Annotated in this window: 22 protein-coding genes; 16 read left to right on the top strand and 6 right to left on the bottom strand. The window is 69.4% G+C overall.

Annotation, left to right across the window (positions count from 1 at the left end; translation table 11 throughout):
* Positions 1-685 precede the first annotated feature (685 nt).
* Positions 686-1,900: an FAD-dependent oxidoreductase gene (locus ACIBO8_RS25790; RefSeq protein ID WP_396117864.1), complete on the bottom strand. Its 1,215-nt coding sequence runs from the start codon at positions 1,898-1,900 to the stop codon at positions 686-688.
* On the bottom strand, positions 1,897-2,349 hold the full coding sequence (locus tag ACIBO8_RS25785) for a nitroreductase/quinone reductase family protein (protein WP_396117863.1): 453 nt from the start codon (positions 2,347-2,349) through the stop codon (positions 1,897-1,899). Before ACIBO8_RS25785 ends, ACIBO8_RS25790 begins: the two co-directional genes overlap by 4 nt.
* 42 nt (positions 2,350-2,391) lie before the next feature.
* Between ACIBO8_RS25785 and ACIBO8_RS25780 the strand changes: the two genes are divergently transcribed.
* Entirely contained in the window at positions 2,392-2,838 is a 447-nt protein-coding gene (locus tag ACIBO8_RS25780) for a MarR family winged helix-turn-helix transcriptional regulator (RefSeq protein ID WP_396117862.1), read from the top strand.
* A gap of 1,359 nt (positions 2,839-4,197) precedes the next feature.
* Here ACIBO8_RS25780 and ACIBO8_RS25775 read toward each other — a convergent pair.
* On the bottom strand, positions 4,198-6,495 hold the full coding sequence (locus ACIBO8_RS25775; RefSeq protein ID WP_396117861.1) for a putative bifunctional diguanylate cyclase/phosphodiesterase: 2,298 nt from the start codon (positions 6,493-6,495) through the stop codon (positions 4,198-4,200).
* Positions 6,496-6,963: 468 nt separating this feature from the next.
* Between ACIBO8_RS25775 and ACIBO8_RS25770 the strand changes: the two genes are divergently transcribed.
* The 4 genes from ACIBO8_RS25770 to ACIBO8_RS25755 all read left to right on the top strand — a co-directional run bounded on the left by ACIBO8_RS25770 (position 6,964) and on the right by ACIBO8_RS25755 (position 10,946).
* Entirely contained in the window at positions 6,964-7,335 is a 372-nt protein-coding gene (locus ACIBO8_RS25770; protein WP_396118215.1) for a hypothetical protein, read from the top strand.
* Positions 7,336-7,941: 606 nt separating this feature from the next.
* Positions 7,942-8,751: a GAF domain-containing protein gene (locus ACIBO8_RS25765; RefSeq protein WP_396117860.1), complete on the top strand. Its 810-nt coding sequence runs from the start codon at positions 7,942-7,944 to the stop codon at positions 8,749-8,751.
* Between the two features lie 104 nt (positions 8,752-8,855).
* Complete coding sequence (locus tag ACIBO8_RS25760; RefSeq protein ID WP_396117859.1) at positions 8,856-9,014, top strand: hypothetical protein; 159 nt, start codon at positions 8,856-8,858, stop codon at positions 9,012-9,014.
* 768 nt (positions 9,015-9,782) lie between these two features.
* Positions 9,783-10,946, top strand: coding sequence for an amidohydrolase family protein (locus ACIBO8_RS25755; protein WP_396117858.1), 1,164 nt, complete (start codon positions 9,783-9,785; stop codon positions 10,944-10,946).
* Positions 10,947-10,954: 8 nt separating this feature from the next.
* On the opposite strand, the gene ACIBO8_RS25750 is transcribed toward ACIBO8_RS25755, so the two are convergent.
* Positions 10,955-12,109 (bottom strand): MAB_1171c family putative transporter, encoded by a 1,155-nt coding sequence (locus ACIBO8_RS25750; protein WP_396117857.1) that lies wholly within the window; start codon positions 12,107-12,109, stop codon positions 10,955-10,957.
* A 42-nt stretch (positions 12,110-12,151) separates the two neighbouring features.
* On the bottom strand, positions 12,152-12,901 hold the full coding sequence (locus ACIBO8_RS25745) for an NADPH-dependent F420 reductase (protein WP_396117856.1): 750 nt from the start codon (positions 12,899-12,901) through the stop codon (positions 12,152-12,154).
* 19 nt (positions 12,902-12,920) lie between these two features.
* Between ACIBO8_RS25745 and ACIBO8_RS25740 the strand changes: the two genes are divergently transcribed.
* A complete protein-coding gene (locus tag ACIBO8_RS25740) occupies positions 12,921-13,418 on the top strand; it encodes a transposase family protein (RefSeq protein WP_396117855.1) in 498 nt (165 codons plus the stop codon).
* On the opposite strand, the gene ACIBO8_RS25735 is transcribed toward ACIBO8_RS25740, so the two are convergent.
* Positions 13,342-13,656, bottom strand: a complete 315-nt coding sequence (locus tag ACIBO8_RS25735) for a transposase (RefSeq protein ID WP_396117854.1) — start codon at positions 13,654-13,656, stop codon at positions 13,342-13,344. The two genes, ACIBO8_RS25740 and ACIBO8_RS25735, sit on opposite strands and share 77 nt — an antisense overlap.
* A gap of 542 nt (positions 13,657-14,198) precedes the next feature.
* On the opposite strand from ACIBO8_RS25735, the gene ACIBO8_RS25730 reads away from it, so the two are divergent.
* The 10 genes from ACIBO8_RS25730 (at position 14,199) to ACIBO8_RS25685 (ending at position 25,151) form a co-directional block, all read left to right on the top strand.
* Positions 14,199-14,600 carry a hypothetical protein gene (locus ACIBO8_RS25730; RefSeq protein ID WP_396117853.1) on the top strand — a complete coding sequence of 134 codons (402 nt, stop codon included), beginning with the start codon at positions 14,199-14,201 and terminating at the stop codon, positions 14,598-14,600.
* A 155-nt stretch (positions 14,601-14,755) separates the two neighbouring features.
* Entirely contained in the window at positions 14,756-16,681 is a 1,926-nt protein-coding gene (locus ACIBO8_RS25725) for an NAD-dependent epimerase/dehydratase family protein (RefSeq protein ID WP_396117852.1), read from the top strand.
* Complete coding sequence (gene senB, locus ACIBO8_RS25720; protein ID WP_396118214.1) at positions 16,681-17,688, top strand: selenoneine biosynthesis selenosugar synthase SenB; 1,008 nt, start codon at positions 16,681-16,683, stop codon at positions 17,686-17,688. The genes ACIBO8_RS25725 and senB overlap by 1 nt, the downstream gene beginning before the upstream one ends.
* A complete protein-coding gene (locus tag ACIBO8_RS25715) occupies positions 17,685-19,058 on the top strand; it encodes a YcaO-like family protein (RefSeq protein WP_396117851.1) in 1,374 nt (457 codons plus the stop codon). The genes senB and ACIBO8_RS25715 overlap by 4 nt, the downstream gene beginning before the upstream one ends.
* Positions 19,055-19,726, top strand: coding sequence for a TfuA-like protein (locus ACIBO8_RS25710; protein WP_396117850.1), 672 nt, complete (start codon positions 19,055-19,057; stop codon positions 19,724-19,726). Before ACIBO8_RS25715 ends, ACIBO8_RS25710 begins: the two co-directional genes overlap by 4 nt.
* A 9-nt stretch (positions 19,727-19,735) precedes the next feature.
* Positions 19,736-19,885, top strand: a complete 150-nt coding sequence (locus ACIBO8_RS25705) for a hypothetical protein (protein WP_396117849.1) — start codon at positions 19,736-19,738, stop codon at positions 19,883-19,885.
* Positions 19,882-21,288: an MFS transporter gene (locus ACIBO8_RS25700; RefSeq protein ID WP_396117848.1), complete on the top strand. Its 1,407-nt coding sequence runs from the start codon at positions 19,882-19,884 to the stop codon at positions 21,286-21,288. Before ACIBO8_RS25705 ends, ACIBO8_RS25700 begins: the two co-directional genes overlap by 4 nt.
* A gap of 2 nt (positions 21,289-21,290) precedes the next feature.
* Entirely contained in the window at positions 21,291-22,586 is a 1,296-nt protein-coding gene (locus tag ACIBO8_RS25695; RefSeq protein ID WP_396117847.1) for a nucleotide sugar dehydrogenase, read from the top strand.
* A 43-nt stretch (positions 22,587-22,629) separates the two neighbouring features.
* Positions 22,630-24,444: an asparagine synthase (glutamine-hydrolyzing) gene (gene asnB / locus ACIBO8_RS25690; protein WP_396117846.1), complete on the top strand. Its 1,815-nt coding sequence runs from the start codon at positions 22,630-22,632 to the stop codon at positions 24,442-24,444.
* Positions 24,399-25,151 (top strand): tyrosine-protein phosphatase, encoded by a 753-nt coding sequence (locus ACIBO8_RS25685; RefSeq protein WP_396117845.1) that lies wholly within the window; start codon positions 24,399-24,401, stop codon positions 25,149-25,151. The genes asnB and ACIBO8_RS25685 overlap by 46 nt, the downstream gene beginning before the upstream one ends.
* The last annotated feature ends 301 nt before the right edge of the window (positions 25,152-25,452 follow it).

The following is a 25,452-nucleotide window of genomic DNA, read 5'->3' as shown; positions in this document are numbered from 1 at the left end:
ATCGGGCAGCCGGAACGAGGCGCGCAACAATCGTTCGAGGGAGCGCCGCGAGTGCTGGGCGACGCTTAAGCTCCTAACACGATCTGCTGAATCGATGATGATCCGCGCCGCGAGCACCCGCGAGGCGATGGACAGCAGTCACATCGACGCGAAGAGTGGTAGAGCTCAGCCAGCTCCCCAGCTCTCCCATCATCGCCAGTAACAGGTTCTGCGGTGTGTGGAATTGGTCCCAGTGGCGTTCTTCGGAGAACTGACCGATGCCCTCCGCGCCTCCGGAACCGGAAATCGCGGCATATACGTCGAGTTTGATCTCGATCCACCGCTCGAAGCCCTAAGGATCCCCTCCCCCGCGTCAACGTTGGTCTCCGAGGCGCGATCGATACCACAACCCCACGGGAGCAGCAGGCTGACAGCGAATCGTCATCGCCGGCCGCCGCGATGCAGGGGCCTCACCTGCCAGGGCCGAGTCGCAAGACAGGTACGCGTGCGACCTCGGCGAAGGGGCGCCCTGAGCCCACCGGCGGCATTCACACCAGATCTTGTTCAAACCGCGGGAGCGGGGTATTCCGCCGGGTGATGGGGTGAGCAAACCTCACGGCTCGGGTGCACGCGGCGAGCCGGACGCTCGCTTGCCAGACCAAGCATGGTGAACCGAGGTGGTCCCGCCAAAGGGCCCAAGACCGGTTCAGGGCTTTCCTTGGTATTCCACCGTCAGCCGTGGCGGATGCGGTCCGTACGCATTGCTCCGCGCCGACCGGCGGCGCACCCCCGGGATGGCGGTGATCCATTTGAGCAGCGCGGGTGGCGCGATCGGCCGGCCCTTGCCGCGGGCGTTGGCCACCCGTTTCTCGAGCCGTACCTGCTGGGCCTGCACCTGCTCGATGGCGGGTCGGCGGGCCGCCTCGATCGCGGCGAGGGTTGTGTCCGGAATCGGGCCGCCGGAGCGGAACGCGGGAACGAGATGGTTGGCCGCCTCTACGGCGTCCTGGATCGCCATCAGGATGCCGTTGCCACCGACTGGTGAGATGACGTGCGCGGCGTCGCCGATGAGCAGGACGCCCGGGCGCCACCAGCGATCCACGCGGGAGATGTCGACCGACAGCAGGGTGATCTGATCGAAGCCGGTGAGCTCGCCGACCCGGTCGGCAAGCCAGGGTACGTGGGTCGCCACGAACCGCCGGATCGGTACCACCCCGGCTTCGCGCGCCGCGGCGAAGCCACCCTTGGGCACCGTGTACCCGACCTGCCAGCCCTGGGTGCCGGTGAGCAGACCGACGTATTGGTCACGGCCGAAGTACAGGTCGAGGTCGGCGTCCGGTGGGTCGGTGTCGTGTCGGGGCAGCCGGAACCAGAGCAGGTCGGTCTGCGCGCCCAGGGAACGGGCCGGTAGGCCGGTGAGGCGGCGCATCCGGGAATACCTGCCGTCGCTGCCGATGACCAGGTCGGCGGCGAGCTCGGCGACCCGGTCGGAGGTGCGGTAGCGCACGCCGGTCACGCGGTCGCCCGCGTGCAGCAGGTCCACGACCTTGCAGCCGTTGCGCACGGCACAGCCGGGCAGGGCGGCGACCTCGGCCGCGAGGAAGTCGAGGAAGTACGCCTGCGGCATCAGCGCGACGTAGTTGAACGGCGTGGCCAGCTGCCCGTAATCGGCGGTGGTGATGGTGCCCGCCGCGGTGTGGAAGCGGAACTTCCGGGCCTTCACGTGCGACCGGGTCAGCAGTTTGCCGGCCAGGCCGAGCGAATCCAGCAGCTCCATCGTGTACGGATGCAGCGAGTCACCGCGGAAGTCGCGGTCGAAGTCGTTCCCGGCCTCCAGCACGGTGACCGAAATCCCCGCGCGCCCGAGCAGGTAGGCGAGCATCATCCCGCCCGGCCCGCCGCCGACGATCACACACGTCATGCCGGATCCAGCCGGAACACCGCCAGCCGGTCGAGAGCACCCTCGATGTCGGCCCGCGAGGCGTCGGGCGCCACCGGAAACGCCTGCAGCGCCCACGGCGTGGTGACGGCGCGCAGATACGTGGCGACCACGGTGATCGCCTCGTCGCCCGCGACGCGCCCGGCCCGGCACTGCCAGGTCGACGAACCGGCCGCGAGGGTGCACGCCGGATCGTGGGTCAGATTGCGGACCCAGTCACGGTTCGGGTCGGGGGACACGAGGTAGGTGACACCATTCTTCTGGACGACGCCCAGCGGGACACGGCGGGGCTCACCGGTGATGCGACCGCGTACCTCGAGAACCCGGAGAACGTACGACCCCTCGGTCACCTCGTCGGCCGGGCGGGTCAGTAACTGCTCGACGATCCCGGCGTTCATGATCCTGATCTGGTCGCTAGATTTTCTAGCCATGTTGCCACCGTACCCACCGGCGGCCGGAACTACGATGCCCGCGTGGATCCCGATCACGCTGCAGCGCAACTCGGCTTGGCCGTCCGCCACCTGCTGCAGGCCGGACGGCACATGCAGGCCGCGATGGCGGCGCGGCTCGGCCTCCGGACGACCGACCTGCAGGCCATCGACCATGTCGTGTCCGCAGGTGAACCGATCGGCCCGGTAGAGCTCGGTCAGCGCCTCGGCATCCGTTCGGCCTCCGCCACAGTGCTGGTGAATCGGCTGGTGAGGGCCGGCCACCTGGAGCGACGGCCACATCCGGGCGACCGCCGACGGATTACCCTGGCCGCGACGGAACACGCCCACCGCAGCATTCGCGACGCGCTGAACCCACTGCTTGTCAACCTGGCCACCGTGACGGACAACCTCGACGAACAAGACCTGAACCGCGTACTGACCGTGCTGTCCGAGGTGATTGGCCTGATGCGCGCGTACGGCGACGCCTGAGCGGGCATCCGCCGGCCAGCCGGCGCGGTCCTCGTCCGCGGATCGCCACGCCGGAGAACTGGAGACGGCCTACTTGGCCTTCGGATGGCGTCGCCTGTGCTGGAAAAGAAGCTGGCGAAGGTCGTGCTGACCCGCTTGTGTCCGGCGACAATGCGCAGCGTTGTCAGGTCGACGCCGCCGGAGCCAGCCAGGTCAGCAGCGAGTGCCGCAGTCCGTACATCGTCATCCGTTTCCGCAGTCCGTTGGACTCGGCGGGGTGCGGAACTTGTGACCGGTCGGTGTAGAAGTCGTCGTTGCGCCAATGCCCTCCCTCGAGGGGCGGTGAGCGCGAACGCGTCTCGGTCTCGGCTGCCGCAGCGAGCGGCGAGGACCTTCATGAACTGAACGGGTACCGGCATCTCGCGGTAGCCGTCCTCGGCTTTCGGCTGCGGGATGACCTTCCACTGGAACTGTCCGCGGCGCAGCACCTGCATGATGTCGACCGTGCCGCGCTCCACTGCACCGCCCGCACCGGCAGCCCGGCCGCCTCACCCCAGCGCATGCCCGTCGCGGATCTTGGCGATCGAGGAGCGACACAGCGGCTGCGTGAGCCGTTCCTGCCTGTCGCGACTCGGAGACAAGCTCGTACGCGGGAGGCCGCCAACCACGGGGATGGCGGGCCGCACGGGCCACGATGTCGTATCTGCACGGGCGCTCGCGGTGTGGTGGCTCGACCACTGTCACGGCCAGGTTCACCGACGGTTCGAGCGTCTCCCCCGCTCGTGACGGCCGACTCCGCGTCAAATTCATAAGATCCGCGAGATCGCCACCCAGGCGCCGATGTCCTGGCCCGGGCGTGAGCCGATTCGCCACGGACTACCGGTCGACCGCGGCCAACCACCGAGCGACACCCTGTGCTCGTGACCAGCCCACGCCGCACAGTCCGCCCAGCATCGGTATCCCTCCGCCTGTGTACCCGCCCCGTCACACCCTCCAGGTCAAGCTCAATGCGGCACATCAGCCCTTCATGACGGCGTAGAACTCAGCGGGCTGTCCGGCGAAGGTAGGCGACCTGGCCCCTCGAGGACGTGCAAGAACTCCCAGCCACGCTGTCCACGTCGGCACGCCCGGGGACCACATCCTCAGCGATGAACTCACGGGACGGCCGGGGAAGCATCACGCCGGCACCAGCTCGTCGAAAATGTCGTCGGGGATCGCCGCAGCGGCCTTGCCCAGTCAATGACCGGGCTCGGATGTGCCGCGGTTGAGCTGGGCACCGACCCGCGCGCCGTCTCTGCCTCTGGCGCCGTGGCCGCCTCCCGTGTCGTGCCCTTTCCATCGCCGCAAGGTGGTCCGCCATGAGAGACGGTGTCCGAGACATCATCGGGCCGGCGTGGCAGGCCGTGCCGCGGGACGCCCGGCGAGCAGCGCGTCGATCTGGGCGGCCGGTGTCGGCCGGGCGAAGTGGAAGCCTTGGGCGTAGCGGTAGCCGAGGGCGTGGAGGCGGTCGGCCTGGGCCGGGCTCTCCACGCCCTCGGCGACCGCGCGCAAGCCCAGGGTGGAGGCGATGCCGCTGAGCGAGACGGCGATCGCCTCCTGCTGCGCGGTGCCGTTCAGCTCGTCGATGAACGACTTGTCCACCTTCAGCGTGGTCACCGGGCACGTCCGCAGGAGGGTGAGGGATGAGTGGCCGGTGCCGAAGTCGTCGAGCGCGATGCCGACGCCGAGGTCCCGCAGCGCCTGCACCGCGGCCAGCGCGGCGCCACCGGCGAACACGGCCGTCTCGGTGATCTCCAGGGTGAGCCGTGCCGGATCCAGGCCGTGGCGCTGCAGCGCGGCGGCGACGAGTGTGGGTAGCTCCGGGTCGAGCAGCTGCCGGGCCGAGACGTTCACGCTCACCCAGGGAACGTCGGCGCCGTGGGTGCGCTGCCAGGCGGCGGCGTCAGCGCAGGCGGTGTCAATGATCCACGCGCCGAGGTCGACGATAAGGCCGGTGTGCTCGGCGACCGGGATGAACTCCGCCGGCGACACCGCCGGCTCGCCGTCGGGATGCCAGCGCACGAGCGCTTCCACGCCGACGACCGACCCGTGGGGCAGCTCCACGATCGGCTGGTAGACCAGCCGGAACTCGCCGAGGTCCAGCCCGCGGCGCAGCGCGGCGGCGAGGTGGGCATGGTGGTCCGCGGCGGTGTCCAGGTCCGGTGTGTACTCGCGGTAGCGGTCGCGGCCGGCGCGCTCGGCGGCTTGCAACCCGAGCTCGGCGCGGCGCAACAGATCCGGCACTGTGCCGCCCTGCGCGGTCGCGACGCCGGCCGTGACGGTGACCAGCAGGTCCCGATCCTCAACCCGCAGCGGCGTACGGAAGGCATGCAGCAGCGCGTCGGCGAGCCGCGGCCCGTCGGCGAGCGGATGGTGCTCGGGCACCAGCACGCCGAACTCGTCGCCGAGCAGGCGGGCCACGACGGCGTCGCCGCCGACGGTGAGGGTGAGCCGGGCGGCGGCCTCGCGCAGGATGGCGTCGCCGCCGGCGTCCCCGATCCGATCGTTGAGCGCGGCGAAGTCGTCCAGGTCGCAGACCGCGACGGTGGTGGGCGCGGTGCGCTGGTTCAGCGTACTGGTGAAGAGTCGGCGGTTGGGCAGGCCCGTCAGGTCATCGTGGCCGGCCTGTTCAGCCAGGCGGTCCAGCAACTCGGTGTTGTCGGCGAGCGCGACCAGCTGGCGGATGACCACGAGCACGATCAGCGCCACGGAGCCGCCGGCGAGCCCGGGCCGGAGGTACCCGGTGTGCAGCGTGACCCCCACCAGGACCGAGACAGTGACGGCCACGGCCGTGTACGGAACGGGGCTGATGCTGCGTCGCCAGACGCCCGGCCGGGTACCCCGGTCACGGGGCAGCTGCTGCGCCGCCGGGGCCGGCGGGGTCATGTTCACGCGGGTCTGGGTGCGGGCGGCCTCGGCGAACAGTAGTGCGGCCGGCAGCAGGACGACGACGGTGGTGTTCAGGTGCGGCCATGCCTGCAGGGGCGTGGCCAGCGCCGCCGACAGGGGGCCCAGCGCCCCGATGGCAGTCAGCATCCACAGCGCCCGCCCGGGTACCGGCCCGGCACCCGCCATCCCCACCCGGATCACGGCGAGGACCACAACGGTGACCGCACCGAACACGAAGAGGGGCTGGAGGTGGTCGCTCACCCGCATCGGCAGCATCGACAGCGCTTGGACGGCCACCAGCCCGGCCCCGACGGCGACGACCGCGGCATCCAGGCACAGCGCGACGGTAGCGCGCCGGGTACGCCGGCGCCCGCGCAGGACCACGAAGGCCAACGCCGCCGTGCTGAGCGCGGCGACATACAGCGCGACGCTGACCGGACGACTCGCCGGCGCCGCGCCGACACCGGTGACAATGTCGTAGAGATTGCTCAGCCCACCAGCGCACAGGAGGCAGGTGGCCACGGTCAGGCGCCGCCAGAAGGTCCGCACCGGCCCGTCCCCCGTCGCCGCCGCGATCGCGCAGCTCACCGCGGCCGTGCCGGTCGCAGCGATCGCCGCGGGCCACAGCAGCCAGACCGGTACGGTGTGGGATACGCCGACCACGCCCAGCAGCACGGCGGCCACCACGCACCCGGCGGTCAGGACGACCACCCGGTCGGCCGCGCGAACAGAACAGAACAGTGGTCGCACCGGTGTCGTCGTTCCTCTCCGCGGATCGCCGGCCGACCCGGCTCCTTTGCCATATCGGCCGCGACGACACCGTTCTGAAGACCCGGGCAGCTCGCCGCCCGGGTGGCGCAGGGATCAGTCGAGCAGTCGCACGCGGCGGGCGACCGCGGCCGCCTCTCCCGTGCTGCTCACCCTCAGCAGCGAGACGTTGGCCGGGGTGAACCACTGGGTGGTCTGGACGGCGTGTCTTGCGTCTTGCTGTACCTGGCGGGAGCAAATCCGCAGGTAACAGTGGCTATGATGGCGGGCCCGGTCAGGCGGCAGCCATGCGGTAATGGATGTCATCCGCACCCACCTACCGGGCCGCCGCCACCTTCCCGCCGTGCCGGCCGGTCGAGTGCCTCCCTCGGGTACCAAGCGCGGAATCTGGTCCGCCGCGCTGTCGGCGATCGTTAGCGTCGGTGGGTGCTCAGGCCGCCGATCGCGCCGATGCGAGCCGTCGGCGTCCCGGACCTGCCCGCACCGAGCATGTGCCGCGGCGGCTGCGCCTACGAGATCAAATTCGACGGGTTCAGGACAATCCCGTTCACCCGGCCAGGCGGCGTCTATCTCCAAAGTCGCCAGCCCAAAGACCTGACGCCGTACGCCCCGGAGATCGCCGCGGCGGTTCGGGCCTCGCTCCCGCCGGACACCGTCGTCGACGGCGAATTGATCATCTTTGACCCGCAGACGAGGCCGGACGTCGTTCTCGGCGTTGCTCGGCCGGATCACCGCCGGTCGTCGGCTGCCCGTCGAGGTAGCCCGTCGCCCCGGCGAGCTTGGTTCTGTTGGACGTCCTCGCCGCGGGCGGCGAAGACCTGACCGCCTGGCCGTTGCGGGAACGCCGGGCCGCCTCGAGGCCCTGCTCGCCGACGCGCCACCGGCGCTGGTGTTGTGCCAGAGACCACCGACGTGGACATCGCCCGCGTCTGGTTCGACAAGTATCACGTCATCGGCGCGGAGGGCCTGGCCGTGAAGGACCTGGCCTCGCCCCTCCAACCCCGTTGACATCAACCTGTCGCTCAACACTCGCTCGCACGATCGACTTCGCCAACTAACGCGCTCAGCTTCGCCAACTACCACACTCAGTCACATCGACGACCGTGACTGAGTGCGGTAACTGGCGGCAGCTACTGGCAGTTGGCGAGGCCCAAGGTTGCTGTTGAGCGACAGGATGTTGCCAGCCAAAACGAAGGGTGGATGATGTCAGCGGCCCCGACCACCCTGTTGTTAGTGGCCGGCGCCGGAGGCGGCGTCACTGGTAGCTGTACCGGTGGTGGCTGATGCTGTAGCCGACGTCGTTGATCGCCACACCGGTACCCTTTCACAGCGTCCCTGCGACGCCGCTCGATACGACCGTTCCACCGGCGCCCCGATCGACTCCACCCCGCCGGCCTGCGCACCTCTTGGGAAAGCGAGCACCACACCGTGTCGATCACCACTGACAGCACTCTCGCCCTCACCGATCCGGCCCGGCTGGCCGCGGTACGCCGCTACGAAATCCTCGACGCCCCCACCGACGGCCAATTCGACACGATCGCCGCCGCCGCTGCGGCGGTATGCGGCACCCCGATCGCCACGGTCAGCATCGTCGACGCCGACCGGGTCTGGTTCGCCGCCACCCGCGGCCTGGACGGCGTCGCGCAGGTCGGCACCGAACCCGGACTGTGCGCGTCAGCGTTCTGCGCCGACGGCCCATACGTGATCAACGACACGGTCGCAGATCCACGCACCCTCGACCACCCGCTCGTGCGTGGCGAACTCGGGCTACGGTTCTACGCCGCCGCCCCGATCGTCACCGCCGACGGGCACCACCTCGGCACAGTCACCGCGATCGACGGCATCCCTCGGCAGTTGACCGACACGCAGAAGACCGTCCTCGGCCACCTCGCCGACCAGGTCGCGAAGCACCTGGAACTGCGCCTGGCCACCATCCAAGCGGTCCGCGCCGAACGCGAGCTGCGCACCGAGGCCGAGCAGCGCGCCGCCGCCGCCGCGGAACTCACCGCCCAGATGCGCACCGCCGCAGCGAAGCAGGCCACCACGCCACACCCCGAGCAGTGCGAACTCGGCGGCGCCCGCGGTTGCACCGCACCAGCCGAGATCAAGGTCGCCGACTCCTGGGGCGACTCCGCATGGGGCTGCACCACCCACGTCGAAGAAGCCATCCTCAACGTGACATCGGTGTACATCGCCAGCGAAGAACTCGGTGGCCTGGCCGCCTACCTCAACCGCTGACCCGCCCACGAAAGAAGGGTCAACGTCGAGGTCACGGTACGCGCAAGCCCGGCGATGGGCTACCGGCGGCCGGCGACGGTACGGTGCCGGCAGCTAAGAAGGGGGTGCTCAAGACGGTTCAGGTCGAGTCCTATGAGCTGCATCCCGGCGTAGTGTGTGTCGTGCTCGGCGGCGAGCTCGACATCGATACCGCGACCGAACTCGGCCAGGCCCTGACCGTGGCGGTCGACGGTGAGCAGACGAGAACGGTGACGTCGACCTAGCGACGGTGACATTCATCGACTCCACCGGCCTCAACGTACTGATCAGGGGCCGGAATCGGGCCGACAGGTTGATCCGAACCTGTCCCTCCGCCGACGGCCGCAGTGCCACCACGCGATGGGTGCTGGTAGGCGGCAACGAGCTGAGCTGGAGACGTGCGCCAAGCTGACTGAGGGCCGGGCGCTGGCTGGTCACGCCCGGAGGCGGCGCCACGACCAAGCCGGCCTGCGCCACCGTGTTGGCGGCGCGAGCGGCGCACCGGCGACCAGGCGGTTTCTGCGCTCCTCCCTTGCCCGCCGAGCCGTGGCGTGAGCTGCGGCTCCTCGGTGCCCGATGACAATCCGCGGGCTCGCACCTCCAGGGAACCCGGCGAGAGCGGTGGCGATCAGCCGGCGTGCCAGCTGCGGTTTCGTAGCGAAGCAACGGTGTCAGGCACACCGGCTTCGGCCCGCGACTGTGCAGACCGTGACGCGACCGCTCGTCGGTGCCCGGCTGTCGCCTGGCTCGGCATCGCCAATGCCCGGCCACCCTCCCTCCAACCCGAACCGATCATCGACCCGGATCGGCTCACCGACATGACCGTCCATCGACGCGACCGCCTTGGCGGCGTCCTGCACGGATACGAACATGCCGCTCGGCCAGCCTCGACGTAATTCCGGCCGGTACAGGCGGCACTGCAGCATGAGCGCCGGACGGGCGAACGAGGGTTTTCACCGGCCCGGTACAGTCTGTCTGACATTCTGATGGTTTTCGATGACACCGAGGGCGGCATGGATTCGCACAATGGTTACCTGGGACTGCGCGCCGACCGCGTGTTCGACGGTGAGCGGGTGCTGCCCGGCCGTCCGGTCGTCGTCCTGCGCAACGGGCGGATCGACTCCATCCATGATGGACCGGTCGCTGCGGAGATCCCGGTCACGGACTACGGCGCGGCCACGCTTCTGCCGGGGCTGGTCGATGCCCACGCGCATCTCGTCTTCGACCCGTGCGGAGATGTCGCCGACCAGTGCCTGACCGACTCCGACGAGACGATGCTGACGCGCATCCGTGATCATGCACGGATGGCGCTGCGCAGCGGCGTGACCACGCTACGGGACCTCGGCGACCGTGGATACCTGACGCTGCGCGTCCGCGACGAGCACGCCCCGGACCTGCCGGAACTCGTGTGTGCCGGCCCCCCGTTGACGCGCGAACGGGGTCACTGCTGGTTCCTCGGCGGGGAGAGCGAGCCTGGCCCGGCACTGACCGCCGCGGTCGACGAGCGTGCGGCCCGGGGTGTCGACGTCATCAAGGTCATGGCGACCGGCGGAGTCATCACGCCGGGCTGGGCGCCGCACGAGTCCCAGTACACGGCGGACGATCTGCGCGCCGTCGTCGACCGTGCCCACTCGCACGGAATACCCGTCACCGCGCACGCGCACGGCGCAGACGGCATCGCCGCGGCACTCGACGCCGGGGTGGACGGCGTCGAGCACGCGTCGTTCCTCGGCGCCGGCGGCGTGGTGGTCCGCGATGAGGTCATCGACAGGCTGGCCGAGTCCCGTGTTTTCGTCGGCGTCGCATCTGCCCGGCTCCCGATGGACAAGCCGCTGTCGCCGCTCTTTCAGGCGGTCGCCGCCGCCTTCGCCCGCCAGCGTCAGGCCGGGGTACGGCTGGTGTGTTCCTCGGACGCGGGAGTGGATCCGCAGAAGCCGTTCAACTGCCTGCCGCACGGGATCGTCGACTTTCGGGACGTCATCGGCATGGACGATCGGATGTCGCTGGTGGCTGCCACCAGTCTGGCGGCGGAATCGTGCGGCCTCGGACACCGCAAGGGGCGCCTCGCCTCCGGCTATGACGCTGACGTCCTGGTCGTCACCGGTGATGCCGCCGCCGACGTGTCCGCCCTACGCTCGCCCCTCGCCGTCTACCGCGCGGGCTCCCTGGTCACCTGATGGTGGCATCACGGTAGGCGTCTGGTGGCATCACGGTAGGCGTCCCGCACCGCCATCAACCACCGCAGTTCGCTGTCGAGGTCCTCGCCGCCGCTGGTGGCGATGTCCGGCACATCGATGGAGCGCGCCTCGCCGGCTCGCTTCGCCTTGCGACCGAGTGCCAGACACCGCGCCGTGACGGTGGCGCTCGCCGCCATCCCGGAGGCCCCGCTTCCGGCCACCTCCGCGGTCACCGTGGCGAACTGCTCGGGGCTGATCCATTCCCGCAGGGTTATCGCGGCGTCACGGATCTCGATGACACGCCGTTGCAGTCGTACGGCGTTGCGCCGCATCCGCAGCACGTCGCGGTAGATCGACGGGCTTTCCTCCAGGACGACGCCAGGCACCGCCTCGGTCAGGCTGCGCCAGAGACGATAGAGCCGGCACCGCTGCCACCAGGCCCGCATGCCGGCGACGATCGGCGCCAGCACCACGATCGCGCAGCCGAACACGTAACAGAGAAAGTAGGTCGAGGACGCGCACATGACCAGCAGAGCGCTGGGAGAGCCTGGCCGCGCACCGTCCATGATGGTGAAGATGCGGCCCACGACGTAGACGGCGCTCGCGGTCGTGCCGACGCAGAGAAGCGCGATCGCGAGCCTGAGGGCACCGAAGCTCGTGGCCCTATGGTGACGCCACAACCGCCAGGTGCAATCCACGGAGACGACCGCGATGAACAGCAGATAGGCGAGCCATCCGACGGTGATGATGCTCCGGCCAACCGCCATCGGCAGCGCCCGTTGGCGCGTCGGCTCGGCGAGAAGGGTGGAGCACACCTCACTGATCAGCATCGCGATCACGGTCAGGGTGGTGAACCACAGCCGGAAGCGGCTCCCCCGCCGTGACGGCGGACCGGATGGGCTCGTACTCGCCACGGTCCACAGAATGGTGATCATGGCGACGTGGCAGAAGCCGCCGACGAAGACATCCAGGTTCGGCACGCCGCTGCTGTGCGTGACCACCGCCGCGACGGGTCGCTGGAGCAGCGCGATCTCGACAGCCAGCGCGAGCAGAGCCAGCCACATGGGGCGCTGGCGCGCCGACAGCACGGCCCGGGAGCGTACGATCAGGGCAGCCCAGCTGACCACGAGCAGGACAAGCCTGATGGTTTGTTGGGCCGTCACGAGAGGTTCTCTACCACGTCGCCAGCCATGGGGCCGGGGCTTTCACGCGCCCTCAGCAAGCCGCCGCCGCATGTCGGCCACAGTGAACATCTGCGGGAACAGCACTCCGCCGGGGTCGAGCGGAGCCGAGTCGGCCAGGCCGCCGATGTCGACCGGCACGAAGCCGGTCGCCACGACCAGTTCACTGGCTACCGTCTTGGCCGCCGCATCGTCGCCGGCGACCGCCATCGCCCACAGACCGGGCTGCCGCCGGCCGCGAGCCGCGAGCAGCTCGTCCATCACGTGCGTGAACGCCCGGACCACGCGCGCCGAGGGCAGTGCCGACGCGAGCCGGGAGCCGACGGTGCCGGCACCGTCCAGACCCGACACGATGTGTCCGTCCGCGGAGAGTCCGACCGGATTGGTGGGATCGATGACAATGCGGTCCGCGGCACCGACCGGCCAGCCGGCGACGACGTCGGCGATGGCCGGATACGGAACGGCCAGGACGATCACCTCGGCGCGTTCGACCGCTGAACGCCAGTCCACACACGGTACGTCCACCGGAGCATCGCCCGACTTGAGGAGATCGGGATCTCGGCTGCCCACGACGATGTCGTGTCCCGCCTCGCGCCAATGTGCGGTCAGCGCGCGGCCGATGGAGCCATAGCCGATTACCGCGATCATGCCTGCCGTTTCCATTCGCGCATCCCACCGCCGATCGCTCGAGGGTGGCGAATCTATCAGAGGGCGCCAACGCCGGTGAGAGGGCGGTGTGAAGGTCGTCCACGGATTCCCGTGCGTCGCGATCACGTTTCGGTCTGGTAAATCGATGATTTCGCAAGCAGGAATGCGTGATGCATGCAGTCACCCGCCGGACGGCATTCCGATCTGGACCTTTGCCGCCATGCCAGGCCACTTCCATGACCTGGCCTGCGCTCGGGAACTCGGTGTCACCGCGGCTCTGAACTGGGCCGCCGCCGAGCTCCATCTGCCCGCCTTGCCCGACGCCAGCTACGACGGCGCAGGCCACGGCATCAAGACCCCGACAAGGCAACCCGCCGACGGCAAACACCTCGCCGTCGCGAACCGCAGCGTCAACCGGCGGCACCGCAGCCTGCGCTGGCAAGGCGAACGCGGCTTCGCCATTCTCACCGGACGATGGAAGACACTGCGACACAGCACCGTCAGCCCTCGCTGGATCGGCGACATCGTTGCCGGGCGCCAGCTCGGTCAGTCGACGGGAATGGCGTTCACCCGCGGCCAAGGTGTCGATCATCGCCCGGCCGGACAGTCCGAGGAAGTTGGTGGGCCATTGTGGAACACTTAAACAGAGCGTGTTCCAGCAGTTTCTCCAAGTGCAGCTTGTAGCGGGTCCGGTCCTTGACGAGATCATGGCGCAGCCGGGTGTAGTCACGGATGTCACGGACTGCCTTGGGCGGCACGAACGAAGGCCGTAGCATCCCGCGCTCGTTGAGCCTGGCCAGCCAGATCGCGTCGAGTTTGTCGGTCTTCGGCTGGCCCGGGACCTGCTTGACGTCGTTGGTGTTGACCAGCCACACGGTCACACCGTGGGCTTGTCAACGGCGGATTAGGCTGCGGTCGACAGGGCTTGCAGGATCAGGATGTAGTAGAACGGCCGCCACTAGTCACCAGTCGACTCCAGAACGGCGCGTTCGATCTGATCGGTGATCAGACGCTAGGCCAGAGCGCAAAGTCCGGTGGTCATGGACGCGAGGTCCCCCAGGGTCACCCTGCGACGAAACTGAATCGAATGCGGCAACCGGGAGGAGACCTTGCCGGATGCCTTCGCGACGTCGATGGCGGCGACTCGGGTCAACCGGATCTCGTGATCGGGTCGTGGATCTCTTCAAGTTTTCGGGCCATGCCACCGGGCTCCATGGGTAGAAGGGGGTGGACGGTCGCCCGTGGGCACGCTCGGAGAGAAATCTGACCGGCGTGCTCGAAGCAACAGTGTGCGACTCATCGAGGTCGGGCCCCGCGCCAGACTCGTTGACGGCTTCAAGTGCCAAGAACACATCGGCGCCCGCGGGCGACGGGACCGCAGTCTTTCACTGCCATAGCGGCCTGCTCGGCACAGGGTCACTCGTTGCTCTTGCCGTCCACCCTGGCTTACGGCACGACGTCGGGTCTGCTGGTCCAATGCCGCCAGCAGGTGGACCCGGTCGGCGGGGCGACGGCTGCCGCGGACGGTCTTGCCATCCAACGCAAGAACCCGCCGAGCTGGTGCCTGCGCCGGCTGTGTTGTGGTGATCAGCCACTGGCCGAGCGCCGTCTCCATCAAACCCGGTGCGGAACAACCATCAAGCTCGGACCGGCAGCGGACCTGCCGTCACGCAACACCGCGATCGGATACCACCACATCGACAGCGCCACCGCCACCGCCACCGCCGAGGCCACCCGACGCGCCAACCACCGCCCACACGACCTCATCGACGCCGTGAGCACCGGAAAATCGACCGTGACCAGAGGTAACCCGACTATGCAATAGCCCTGGGGCCGCACGCCCGTACAGGCCGACTGTCAAATCTTCAAAAGCAGAAGGTCAATTCGTTGAAGGGTCGCGGTCGTGCACCAGCGCGGGCACCTAGCCTCGGATCCCGACGGCGCTCCACGATGACCCGTGGACGGGACGGAGGGATCGCGATGCGGAACATGTTCCGGCTCAGCGGTGCCGTGATGGCGCATCCCACTCGCAGTGTGGAGGCGGAGCGACTGGCCGGCCTCGACCCGCAGGGGCGGCTTCGGGTCGTGCTGGACCCCGAGCCCGAGGGGCCACCCACGGCGCTACGCACCGCCGCCGCGGCCTGGGCCGCGGTGGATCATGGTGCCACGCATCATCTGGTGCTGCAGGACGACGTCCTGCTGGCCGAGGGCTTCTTCGAACACGTCGCGGTTGCCGCCGAAGCCGCGCTGGACGACGCGATCGCTTTCTACGCCAACTGGAACTCGCGCAACGGAGCCGCCGTGCGCGCCGCGGCTCTGGCGGGGGCCGCCTGGGCCGCGGCGCTCGATGAGTACGCGCCATGCGTCGCGCTCATGCTGCCCGCCCGGATGGCCGCGGGCTACGGCGCCTCCGCCGCGGGCGACGACGCCGGCTGGCCCTACGACGTCCTGATGCACCGTTACCTGAAGGCGTCGGGAACGCGCCTGCGAATCTCCGTGCCGAACACCGTCGAGCATGCCGGACTGCCGAGTATCGCCGGAAACTCCGGACACGGCCTGCGCCGTTCCGCACTGTTCACCGGAGTGGCCCCCGATCCGGACCGGATCCGGTCAGGCTGCGCCGCGTTGTCGGTGGTGCCCTTCATCAAGCACGGCAGCGCCCAGGTGGCGGTGCGCACCGGGAACGGCTGGGAGTACCTGGAGGCCGAACGCCACCTGCTGCGCAGTGGTTGGTCGGCACGGACGGTACGCCGGGACTTTGAGTCGGTGGTTGCTGGCACGGGGCTTCCCCGCGAAGCCGCGTGGAACACCTGGGTGGCCGCCTTTGTTCTGGGAACGGCGCAGGGCCGCCACGCCACCAGTGCCCCGGCAGCCGACGCCGCGCTGCGTACGCTGGGACCGGGCGGAGTATGCGACGAGTTGTCCCCCGCACAGGTGGAGGCGCTCGTGGCTCCCCTCCACGAGCTGGCACGAACCGCCCTGGCGGCCGGACGTGCCGCGGCCCGCGGACCGCGACCGCGGGTGTCCGCGATGGCCGGTCAGCGGGATGTCACGGCCGTCACCGGTGCCGACGGGCAATTCGCCCGTGCCCTTGGCGGGCTACTGGCCGATCTCGGTAACACGGTGCGGCACGTGCCCGGTCCGGTCACGGCATCGGACATCGCCGGGTGCACCCGCCTCGTCCACCTGGCCCACGGCGAACCCGCGGGCCAGGGAGCGCCAGAGATGACGGTGCGTCACGTGCTCGATGCGGCCCGGACGGCCGGCGTCCGGCGGCTCGTGTACGCCGTCGAGGCGACCGCGACGGCATGCGGCGGAGACACCGTCGTGCCCGAGCGCTTCCGGCCGGAGCCCCCACCCGGAGCGGCAGGGCTCGACCGCTGGCAGGAGGAGGAGTCAGTGCGGAGGTGGGCCGGCCCCGGCGAAGAGCAGGACACGGTGGTACCGGCCAGAACCATGGCGCGGTCCGCCACCGTGCTTCGTTATGCCGAGCCGGTGGGTGCGCACGTGCCCACCGCAACAGTGACGGCCGACTGGATCCTCCGCGCCTGGACCCGCCGGGAGCTGCCACTGGAAGCGGACCGGCGCCACCAACTAGTCGACATCAGGGACCTTGCCTCGGCCGTGCACGCCGCGCTCACTGTCGACGCGGCGGGTCCACGCCTTGTGCACGTGGCCTCCGCCGTTCACGACGAGGCGGCCTGGGCCGCCCAGGTGGTGGCGGTAACCCGTCGCACCGCACGCACCGTACATCGCCTAGGGACGGACGCAGCGCCCGGTAGTAGGCGCCCGATCCTGGACACCGATCTGACCGGAACCGTCCTCGACTGGAAGCCGACCGCACCGCTGGCAGCGGGGCTACGCGCGCAGGCCCAGTGGCTGGCCTACGACACGGAGTGTTGTTGATGAAAATCCTCTTGGCCACGCCGGAACCACCGGCCAGCGACTACGGCAACAGCGTCACCGCCCGCCGATGGGCCGGCATCTTCCGCGACCTCGGCCACGAGGTGCGCGTCTGTCTGGGCCACACCGACGGTGAGTACGACGCACTGGTGGCCCTGCATGCCGGCCGCAGCGCCGACGTCATCCGCCGCTTCGCCGCGCAACGCCCTGGCGCACCCGTCGTCATCGGACTCACCGGCACGGACCTCTACCCCGACTTCGCCACCAGTGGCGTGGATCCGGCCGTGCTCGACATGGCCGACCGGTTCGTCGCCCTGCAGAGCCACGGGGTACGGCAGCTCCCCCCTCGGCTTCGCCCACGGGCCCGCGTGATCACCCAATCGCTATCGACTGTCGAGGCCCGTCCGTCGCGAATGGACTGCTTCGAAGTGGCTTTCCTCGCGCATGTCCGCCCGGTGAAGGACCCGCTGCTGCCTGCCCAGGCGGTGCGGCTACTTCCCGCGGACTCACGGATCGTGCTGACCCATGCAGGCGGCGCCCGTGACGAGGAATCAGAGCGCGCGGTGGCCGCCGAGGCTGCAGAGAACCCGCGCTACCACTGGCTAGGCGCGCTGCCGCGCACCGAGGCGCTGGGAGTGTTGGCGCGGAGCCGCCTGCTGGTGCTCGCCTCGCAGCATGAGGGCGGCGCGAACGTGGTCACTGAGGCGCTCGCTCTCGGTGTGCCGGTCATCTCCACGCGCATCCCTGGCTCGACCGGCCTCCTCGGCGACGACTATCCGGGGTACTTCCCGGTCGGCGACGCCGAGGCACTCGCCGCAGCGCTTTACGCCGTGGAACAGAACCGGGACGGCTTCCACGACGTACTCAAGGAACGCTGCGGCGCCTTACGGCACCTCGCGGAACCCGACCGGGAGCGGAACGCCTGGTCCGAGCTGTGGTCCGGCCTGCGGGCCGAGGCACGGGCCCTACACCCTTCACCCACCGCGCCCGGCAGGAGAGGACAGCAGTGAAGCTCCGAGACTCCGTACCCAAGGTGAACGGCGGAGGGACGCACCGCGAGTGCACCTCCGCGCAGACCTACGAGCGTGTCCGGCCGCACCTGAGACGCATGGGCGTAACCCGGGTGGCCGAGATTACCTGGCTGGACCGGATCGGCATACCGGTCTACAACGCCATCGCCCCACGCTCCAACGACATCATCTCCGTCTACAACGGCAAGGGCCTCAGCCCCGAGGACGCCAGAACCTCGGCGGTCATGGAGGCCGTCGAACGCTTCTCGGCCGGCCTGCCGATCCGTCCCGCCGCCATCGCCTCCTACGAGGAACTGGTAAAGGCCGGGCGCACTGTGCTCGACCCGCGAGAGAACCTGGTCGCACTGTCCCGGCACTATCGCGAGGACACCCCGATCTCCTGGGTGGAAGCCCACGACCTGCTCAGCGGCGAGACGGTGCTGGTCCCGCAGGGATGCGTGGCCTACTCGCTCGCCTCGCACGAGCCGCCGACCTACGAGATCTCCACCACCAACGGCCTGGCCTCGGGGAACAATCCGGAGGAGGCGATCTGCCACGCGCTCACCGAGCTGGTGGAACGCGACTCCATGACCACAGCCGAGCTGGTGAGTAACCTGCTGTGCCAGATCCTGGAGAAGGGCGTCCGGGCCGAGCGCCAGCCGGAGCAGGTCACTGACCTGCTCAAGGAGATCCACCCGCACGTGAACCCGGAAAGCCTGCCACCGAAGGCGCTGGCGCTGGTGCAGCAGTTCCGCGCCGCCGGCCTGCAACTGCGAATCGTGCACATCACCTCCGATCTAGGTATTCCCAGCTTCCTCGTGGCCACCGACGAGGAGATCAGCCCGACCACCTCGAAGGGACACGGGGGCTTCGGCACCCATCCGGACGCCGAGGTCGCCGTCATCCGAGCGATCACTGAGTGCGCGCAAAGCCGGGTCGTGGACATCCAAGCGATGCGCGAGGACATCCGCCTGCCCGACGAGCAGGTCAGCAAGTACCAGAAACACGTCCAGCGTTCCTCAACCATCGACAAGGGCGCTTGGGCCTGGCGCCCGGTGCGCAAGGTCGTGGACTTCGCGGACATCCCCACCTGGCGGACCGCCGACGTCATGGACGACCTGCGGCTGATGCTCGACCGCCTGCGGGAGCGCGGCATCCGTCGCGCCCTGGTCGTGGACCTGTCACCGCCTGAGATACCGGTAACCGTGGTCCGGGTGATAGTCCCCCAGCTGGAGTCCTGGGCGGTGGATCACGGCCGGATTGGCGCCCGGGGCGCGGCGGCCTGGAACCACGCACTGGCGGACCTGCGCGCGCACAGCCGGGAACTGACAGCGCAACGGAACCAACACGGGCAGGGGGCTCCGGAGTGAATGCCGTCGTCTTCATCGGTCCCAGCATCGACCGGTCCTCAGCCGCCGCCGTGCTGGACGCAGAGTTCCTGCCCCCGATCGAACGCGGGGACATTGCGCAGTTGCTGGCCCGTCCGGAACGCCCGGACGCCATCGGCATCGTGGACGGGAAATTCCTGCAAAGCATGTGCATCTCCCCAAAGGAGGTGCTGGCCGCCATCGACGCTGGGGTAGCGGTATTCGGGTCGTCCAGCATGGGCGCGTTGCGGGCGGCCGAGTGCGAACCGTTCGGCATGGTGGGAGTCGGCAAGGTCTTCGAGGAGTACGCAAGCGGCCACATCGACGCGGACGACGAGGTCGCCGTGGTCTACGACGGCAGGGCGCTGTCCGCGCTGTCCGAGCCGATGGTCAACTTCCGGTTCGCGATCGCGGCGGGACTGGCAGCGCAGGCGTTCTCCCGGGCCGCCGGGGACCGCTTCCTGAAGATCGCCAAGGGCTTGTACTTCCCGCAGCGCAACACCCGAACCGTACTGATGCTGCTGCGACCTGAACTCGACGCGGCCGAGTACGAGCGGGTCGCTCGCTACTTCGCCGAATCCGCCCCGGACACCAAGCGCGACGATGCGCTGCTGCTCCTTGCCCGCATGCGGGAACACTTCGGCGGTCCAGCCGCCACCATCACCGTCTGAGGAGGCCCTGTGCCCATCGGTACCGCACTGGAAGACCTGGTCGTGGACAGCCCCGAGGAGTTGCAGGAGTTCCTGGAACAGGTAGCCGCCGAAACCGACCGCGAAATCGTCGCCACCATGGAGTCGCTGACCACCACGATCATGACGTCCATCGAATGAGCCCGCTGACCGCCGCGGCGGCCCGCACCGGGCTGTTCTCCCCTCGTTACCGGGGCAGCAGCCTGGCGTTCGGTGGGGTGACCTTTCTGACGGGCTTCGCCGCGCTGGCGCTGGTCACCACCATGCCGGTGGCTGTGCAGGCACTGCACGGCCTGAGGCTCTACCCGCTGGCCTTCGGCGGGTTCGTGACGGCAGGCCTGTTCGGCAGCGTGTTGGCAGGCCGCCTGGCCGACCGCTTCGGTCCGCGTTCCCCGCTCACCGCGGGCTTGGTGCTGTCCGTGATCGCGCTGTTGGTCTGCGGCGGGGCGCAGTCGGTCTGGCAGCTGATCGCCGGACGCTTCCTGGACGGTCTGGCGGGGAGCCTGGTGGTGGTCTCCGTGAACGTCGTCGTTGCCCGCACGTATCCGGCCGAGCTGCGGCCCCGGGCGCTGTCGCTGATGAGCGTGTGCTGGATCGTGCCCTCCATGGCCGGTCCGCCGATCGCCGGCCTGGTTTGCGCCGCCACGTCGTGGCGTTGGGTCTTCCTCGGCCTGGCGTCAATCACCGCGGCGGTTGCGGGTGCCGTCCTCCTCCTGGCACGGCGCCGGATGGCCGAGGCGGAAATCGATGCCGGCTCAGGGGAATCCGCGCACGAGGGGTGGAAGCGGGTTCGCATCGCCGTCGCACTAGCCGTCGGCGCCGGCATGTTGCAGTACGCCGGCTCTGGTCGGCACCCGGTGCAGGTGGCGATGGCCGTCGTCGGGATCGCCCTGCTGGTGCCGACCGCGCCCCGGCTGCTGCCACGGGGGACGCTGCGGGCTGCGGCTGGCCTGCCGGCCGTCGTGCTGCTCAGCGGTGTCTGTTCCGGGGTGTACTTCACTCTGGAGTCCTTTGTCCCGCTTTTGTTGATCAATTACCGGCACGTCCCCGTCTCGCTGGCGGGCGTCGCCTTCACCGGCGCGACGCTCGGCTGGGCAGCGGCCTCCTGGCTCCAGGGCCATGTCTGGTCGGCCGTGCCACGGCAGCAGCTGGTCGCGGTCGGGATAGCGACAACCGCCATCGCGACCGCGGTGGCAGCCCTGGGCGTGGCGGCCGGGACTCCACCGCTGACGGCGGCCGTGGCTCTGGTGGCGGCGGGCGCCGGTATGGGCCTGGTGGCTCCCAGCCTCACCGTGCTGGTCTTCGCATACTGCCGTCCGCAGGAGCAGGGCCGGTACAGCGGCGCCCTGCAGGTCTCGCAGTCGCTGGGCCAGGTCCTGACTATGGCCCTGGCCGGGACGCTCTACGCCGCCGCCGGCGGCGCCGCCGCCTTCACCTCGATCTTCGCCTTGCTGTTCGCCCTCGCCGTCGGCGCCCGCCTGTTGGCCCCTCGTACGCGAGCCGTTGACGGAACCGCGAACACCGCACCCGACTACGGAGGCTGACGATGACCACCACCGATTCACCCGGTCCAGGCGACAGCACCGCGCAGCGGGAAGTCGTCGTCGTGGGACTGGGGTATGTGGGACTGCCACTCGCCTTGGAGGCGAGCCGGGCCGGCCTGGCCGTGACCGGCTTCGACCTCGATCCACGGGTCATCGGAGGGCTGCGGGCCGGGCGTTCCCACATCGACGACGTCGATGACGCCCATGTGGCACAGATGGTCGCGGCGGGGTTCACGGTCACCGACGACGAGCGGATGATCGGCGGCGCTGGGACGGTGGTGATCTGCGTGCCCACTCCACTGACCAGCGATGGTGGACCAGATCTGGGGACGGTACGCTCGGCCGCTGCGGCGGTCGCCAGGCACCTACGTCCCGGGACGCTGGTGGTCCTAGAGTCCACCAGCTACCCGGGCACCACCGAGGAGGTGGTGCTGCCGTTGTTGGAGCGGTCCGGGCTGGTCGCGGGCAGGGACTTCCGGCTCGCCTTCTCCCCCGAGCGGGTCGATCCCGGAAATCCGATCTATGGCATCCGTAACACCCCCAAGGTGGTCGGCGGCCTCACCCCCGCGTGCGCCAGCGCCGCGGCCGCGTTCTACGGCAAGTTCGTGGAGCGTGTGGTGCAGGCGAAGGGCACCCGCGAGGCCGAGATGGCAAAGCTGCTGGAGAACACCTACCGGCACGTCAATATCGCGCTCGTGAACGAGATGGCGGTGTTCTGCCATGAACTCGGCATCGACCTGTGGGACGCCATCGCCTGCGCGGGCACCAAACCTTTCGGCTTCCAGCCGTTCTTCCCCGGTCCCGGCGTCGGGGGCCACTGCATACCCATCGACCCCAACTACCTGTCGTACAAGGTCCGCACATTGGGCTACCCGTTCCGCTTCGTCGAACTGGCGCAGGAGATCAATGCGCGCATGCCTCGTTACGTGGTCGAGCGCGCCCTGTACCTGCTCAACCGCGCGGGAAGGCCGATGGAGGGCGCACGGGTGTTGCTGCTCGGCGTCACCTACAAGGCCGATATTGCCGACCAACGTGAATCGCCGGCGCGCAGCGTCGCTGCCGGTCTGCGGAAGCTGGGAGCGCAGGTCCTCTTCCATGACCCATACGTGCAACGGTGGACGGTGGACGCCACCGATGTGCCACGGACCGAGCCGGAGGCCGGTGCGGCCGGTGCTGACCTGGTGATCCTGCTCCAGGACCACGAGGCCTATGACCTGGAGGCGATCGGCGGAGCCGCGCGGCTGCTGTTGGACACCCGCGGCAAGATCCGCCCCCGCGCGGGGGTCGAGGCACTGTGACCGCCGAGAGGGTCACCCGTACGACCGAAATCCGGAGGACATGATGTGCGGAATCGCCGGCTGGGTCGACTTCACGAGCGACCTGACCCGCGAAGCGGACACGCTGCGGGCCATGGTACGGACCTTGGAGCGGCGCGGCCCCGACGACGAAGGGATGTGGCTTTCGCCGCACGCGGCGCTCGGCCACCGTAGGCTCTCGGTGATCGACCTGGCCGGCAGTCGGCAGCCGATGGGCGCCACGGGCAATAGCCGGTCGGCTGTGATCAGCTATAGCGGGGAGGTCTACAACTACCGCAGCCTCCGCAGCGAACTCCAGTCGTTGGGGCAGATGTTCAGCACTGCCGGGGACACCGAGGTGGTCCTGCGAAGCTGCCTCGTCTGGGGCGCGGACGCGGTGGCCCGACTCGACGGCATCTTCGCCTTCGCGCTGTGGGACGTCCCGCGGGAGGAGCTGCTGCTGGTACGGGACCGCCTGGGCGTCAAGCCGCTGTACTACCTACTGACCCCGACCGGTGTGGTGTTCGGCTCGGAACCCAAGGCGCTACTAGCGCACCCAGCCGTGGCGCGCGAAGTGGACGCCGATGGCCTGCGTGACATCCTGTCGGTGGCCAAGAACCCCGGCCACGCCGTCTTCCGCGACGTACACGAGGTACCGCCGGGTTACCTACTCAGGGTGAGCCGCGATGGCGCTGCGCTCCAACGGTACTGGAAACTGGAGGTGCACGAGCACCCGGATGACCTGCCGACCACCGTGGGGCGGGTCCGAGGGCTCCTGAAGGACGTGATCGCCGCCCAGTTGCGGGCGGATGTACCGCTGTGCACGCTGCTTTCCGGCGGTCTGGACTCGAGCACCCTCACAGCGTTTGCCACTCGCGCGGCGGTCGCGGACGGAGGGGATCCGGTGCGCTCGTTCGCCGTGCGCAACGAGCCATCATCCAACGACGACCATGTGTACGCCTGCCTGCTGGCGAAGCACGCCGGCTCCCACCACACCGAGGTGACGGTAGACACCGTCGACCTGCTCAATCCGGCGTTGCGGGAGGGCGTCCTGTCCGCTTACGACCTGCCGCTGGCCAAGGGCGACGAGCACGCCTCGCTGCTCCGACTCTTCGAGGCCGTCGGGCAACACTCCACGGTGGCGCTCTCGGGCGAGTGCGGAGACGAGGTGTTCGGCGGCTACCGTTGGCAACGCAACCCGGAGGCGGTCCACTCAGGCACGTTCCCCTGGGTGCATTCGGGGCGCCACCGGCACCGCGGCCTGGAACTGCTGCTCTCCCCCGAACTGCTGGCCAGGCTCGACCTGGCGGCGTACGAGCGCGACAGCCACGCCACGGCAGTAGCCGAGATCGACACCGGCTCCGTGCTCGATCCGGTTGAGGCACGCTTCCGGCAAGTGACCTACCTGGCCCTGACCCGGCACGCGCAGGTGCTGTTCGATCGCAAGGACCGGCTGAGCATGGCACACGGCCTTGAGGTGCGCGTCCCGTTCGCCGCCCACGCACTAGTCGAGTACACCTTCAATGTTCCCTGGGCGATGAAGTCCTTCGACGGCCGAGAGAAGAGCCTGCTACGGGCGGCCGGACGCGGGCTACTTCCGCCAGCGGTGTCCGAGCGGCCGAAGACCCCCTACCCCTCGGTGGTGGACACCGGCTATGACGAGGGCCTGCGCAAGCTGCTGGCGGAGGCGGTGTGCGAGGGCGACACGCCGGTGCTGCCGTACCTTAACCCGGTACTGGCGCGGGAGGTACGTCGCAGCGGCGCGTCCGCGTTGCCGGAGGGGCTCAGCAGGGCGGCCCTGGAGACCGTGCTGCAGTGGAACACCTGGCTGGCGAAGTACCGTGTCCGGGTTGTGCTGTGAACCGACACCTTGATCTGGAGGGCTGCTTCAACTCTCGGGACCTAGGCGGCCTTCCCACTGCCGAGGGGAGACGCACCGCGGTCGGAGCGGTGATCCGCTCGGACTCGCTGCACCGGCTCACCGCGCGGGGCTGGTCGGCGCTCTGGGACCACGGGGTCCGGACGGTGGTGGACATGCGTAACGCCGACGAGCATCAACCCGACGCGGCCCCTCGGCCACGGGGCCTGGAGACGCTGTCGCTGCCGCTCGCACCGAGCACCCCGATGAAACCGTGGAGCATCGGCGGACAGGGCACGCCGCTGTACTACCGGCGGTTTCTGGAGCGCTTTCCACAGCTCACGGCCCGGGTTGTGCGCGCGGTGGCCCGGGCCGCGCCCGGAGGCATCGTGGTGCACTGTGTGGCAGGGCGCGACCGGACCGGACTGGTCAGCCTGCTGCTGCTGGCTTTGGCCGGGGTTTCCAGCGCCGACATCGCACACGACTACGCGCTCAGCGAAGAGCGCCTGGCGGGCCTGTACGCGGCCGCAGGGGAGCCCGACCGGCGGAATGAGCTGGAGGCGCCGTTGCGGCGGGCCGGCATCACCGCCGCAGCGGCGGTGGCCGGTGCCGTAGCCTCCCTCGACCCGGTGGCGCACCTCCGCGCTGGCGGCCTGACGGACGTAGAGATCGAGGCCGCACGCATGCGGCTGACCGGCCGCCTGTGCTGACGCCCAGCCGAGCTTCCATCGTAAGGCGTCAAGAGCGGTCCAGTGATCAGCAGCTGCGGCGCTGGCTGACCGCCAAACACGCGCCGCCGCGTTTGATCAGACCACCGCGGTCCACGCACTCGGCTGGCCCTCGATCAACCCTCGAACCATCGACCGGGGAACCCAGGAGACCACCGCCACGCCAACGCCGCGTCTATCGAGCCGCCACCGTCCATCCTCATTACCACGAACCCACCCGGACGTACGTGGCCCGACACACCGCCGAAGGAAAAACAAAGCCAAGAGCACCGCACCCCATGGC

This window comes from Actinoplanes sp. NPDC049681 (assembly GCF_044465265.1).
Lineage (GTDB): Bacteria > Actinomycetota > Actinomycetes > Mycobacteriales > Micromonosporaceae > Actinoplanes.
This window is presented reverse-complemented; position numbering and strand designations above follow the sequence as displayed.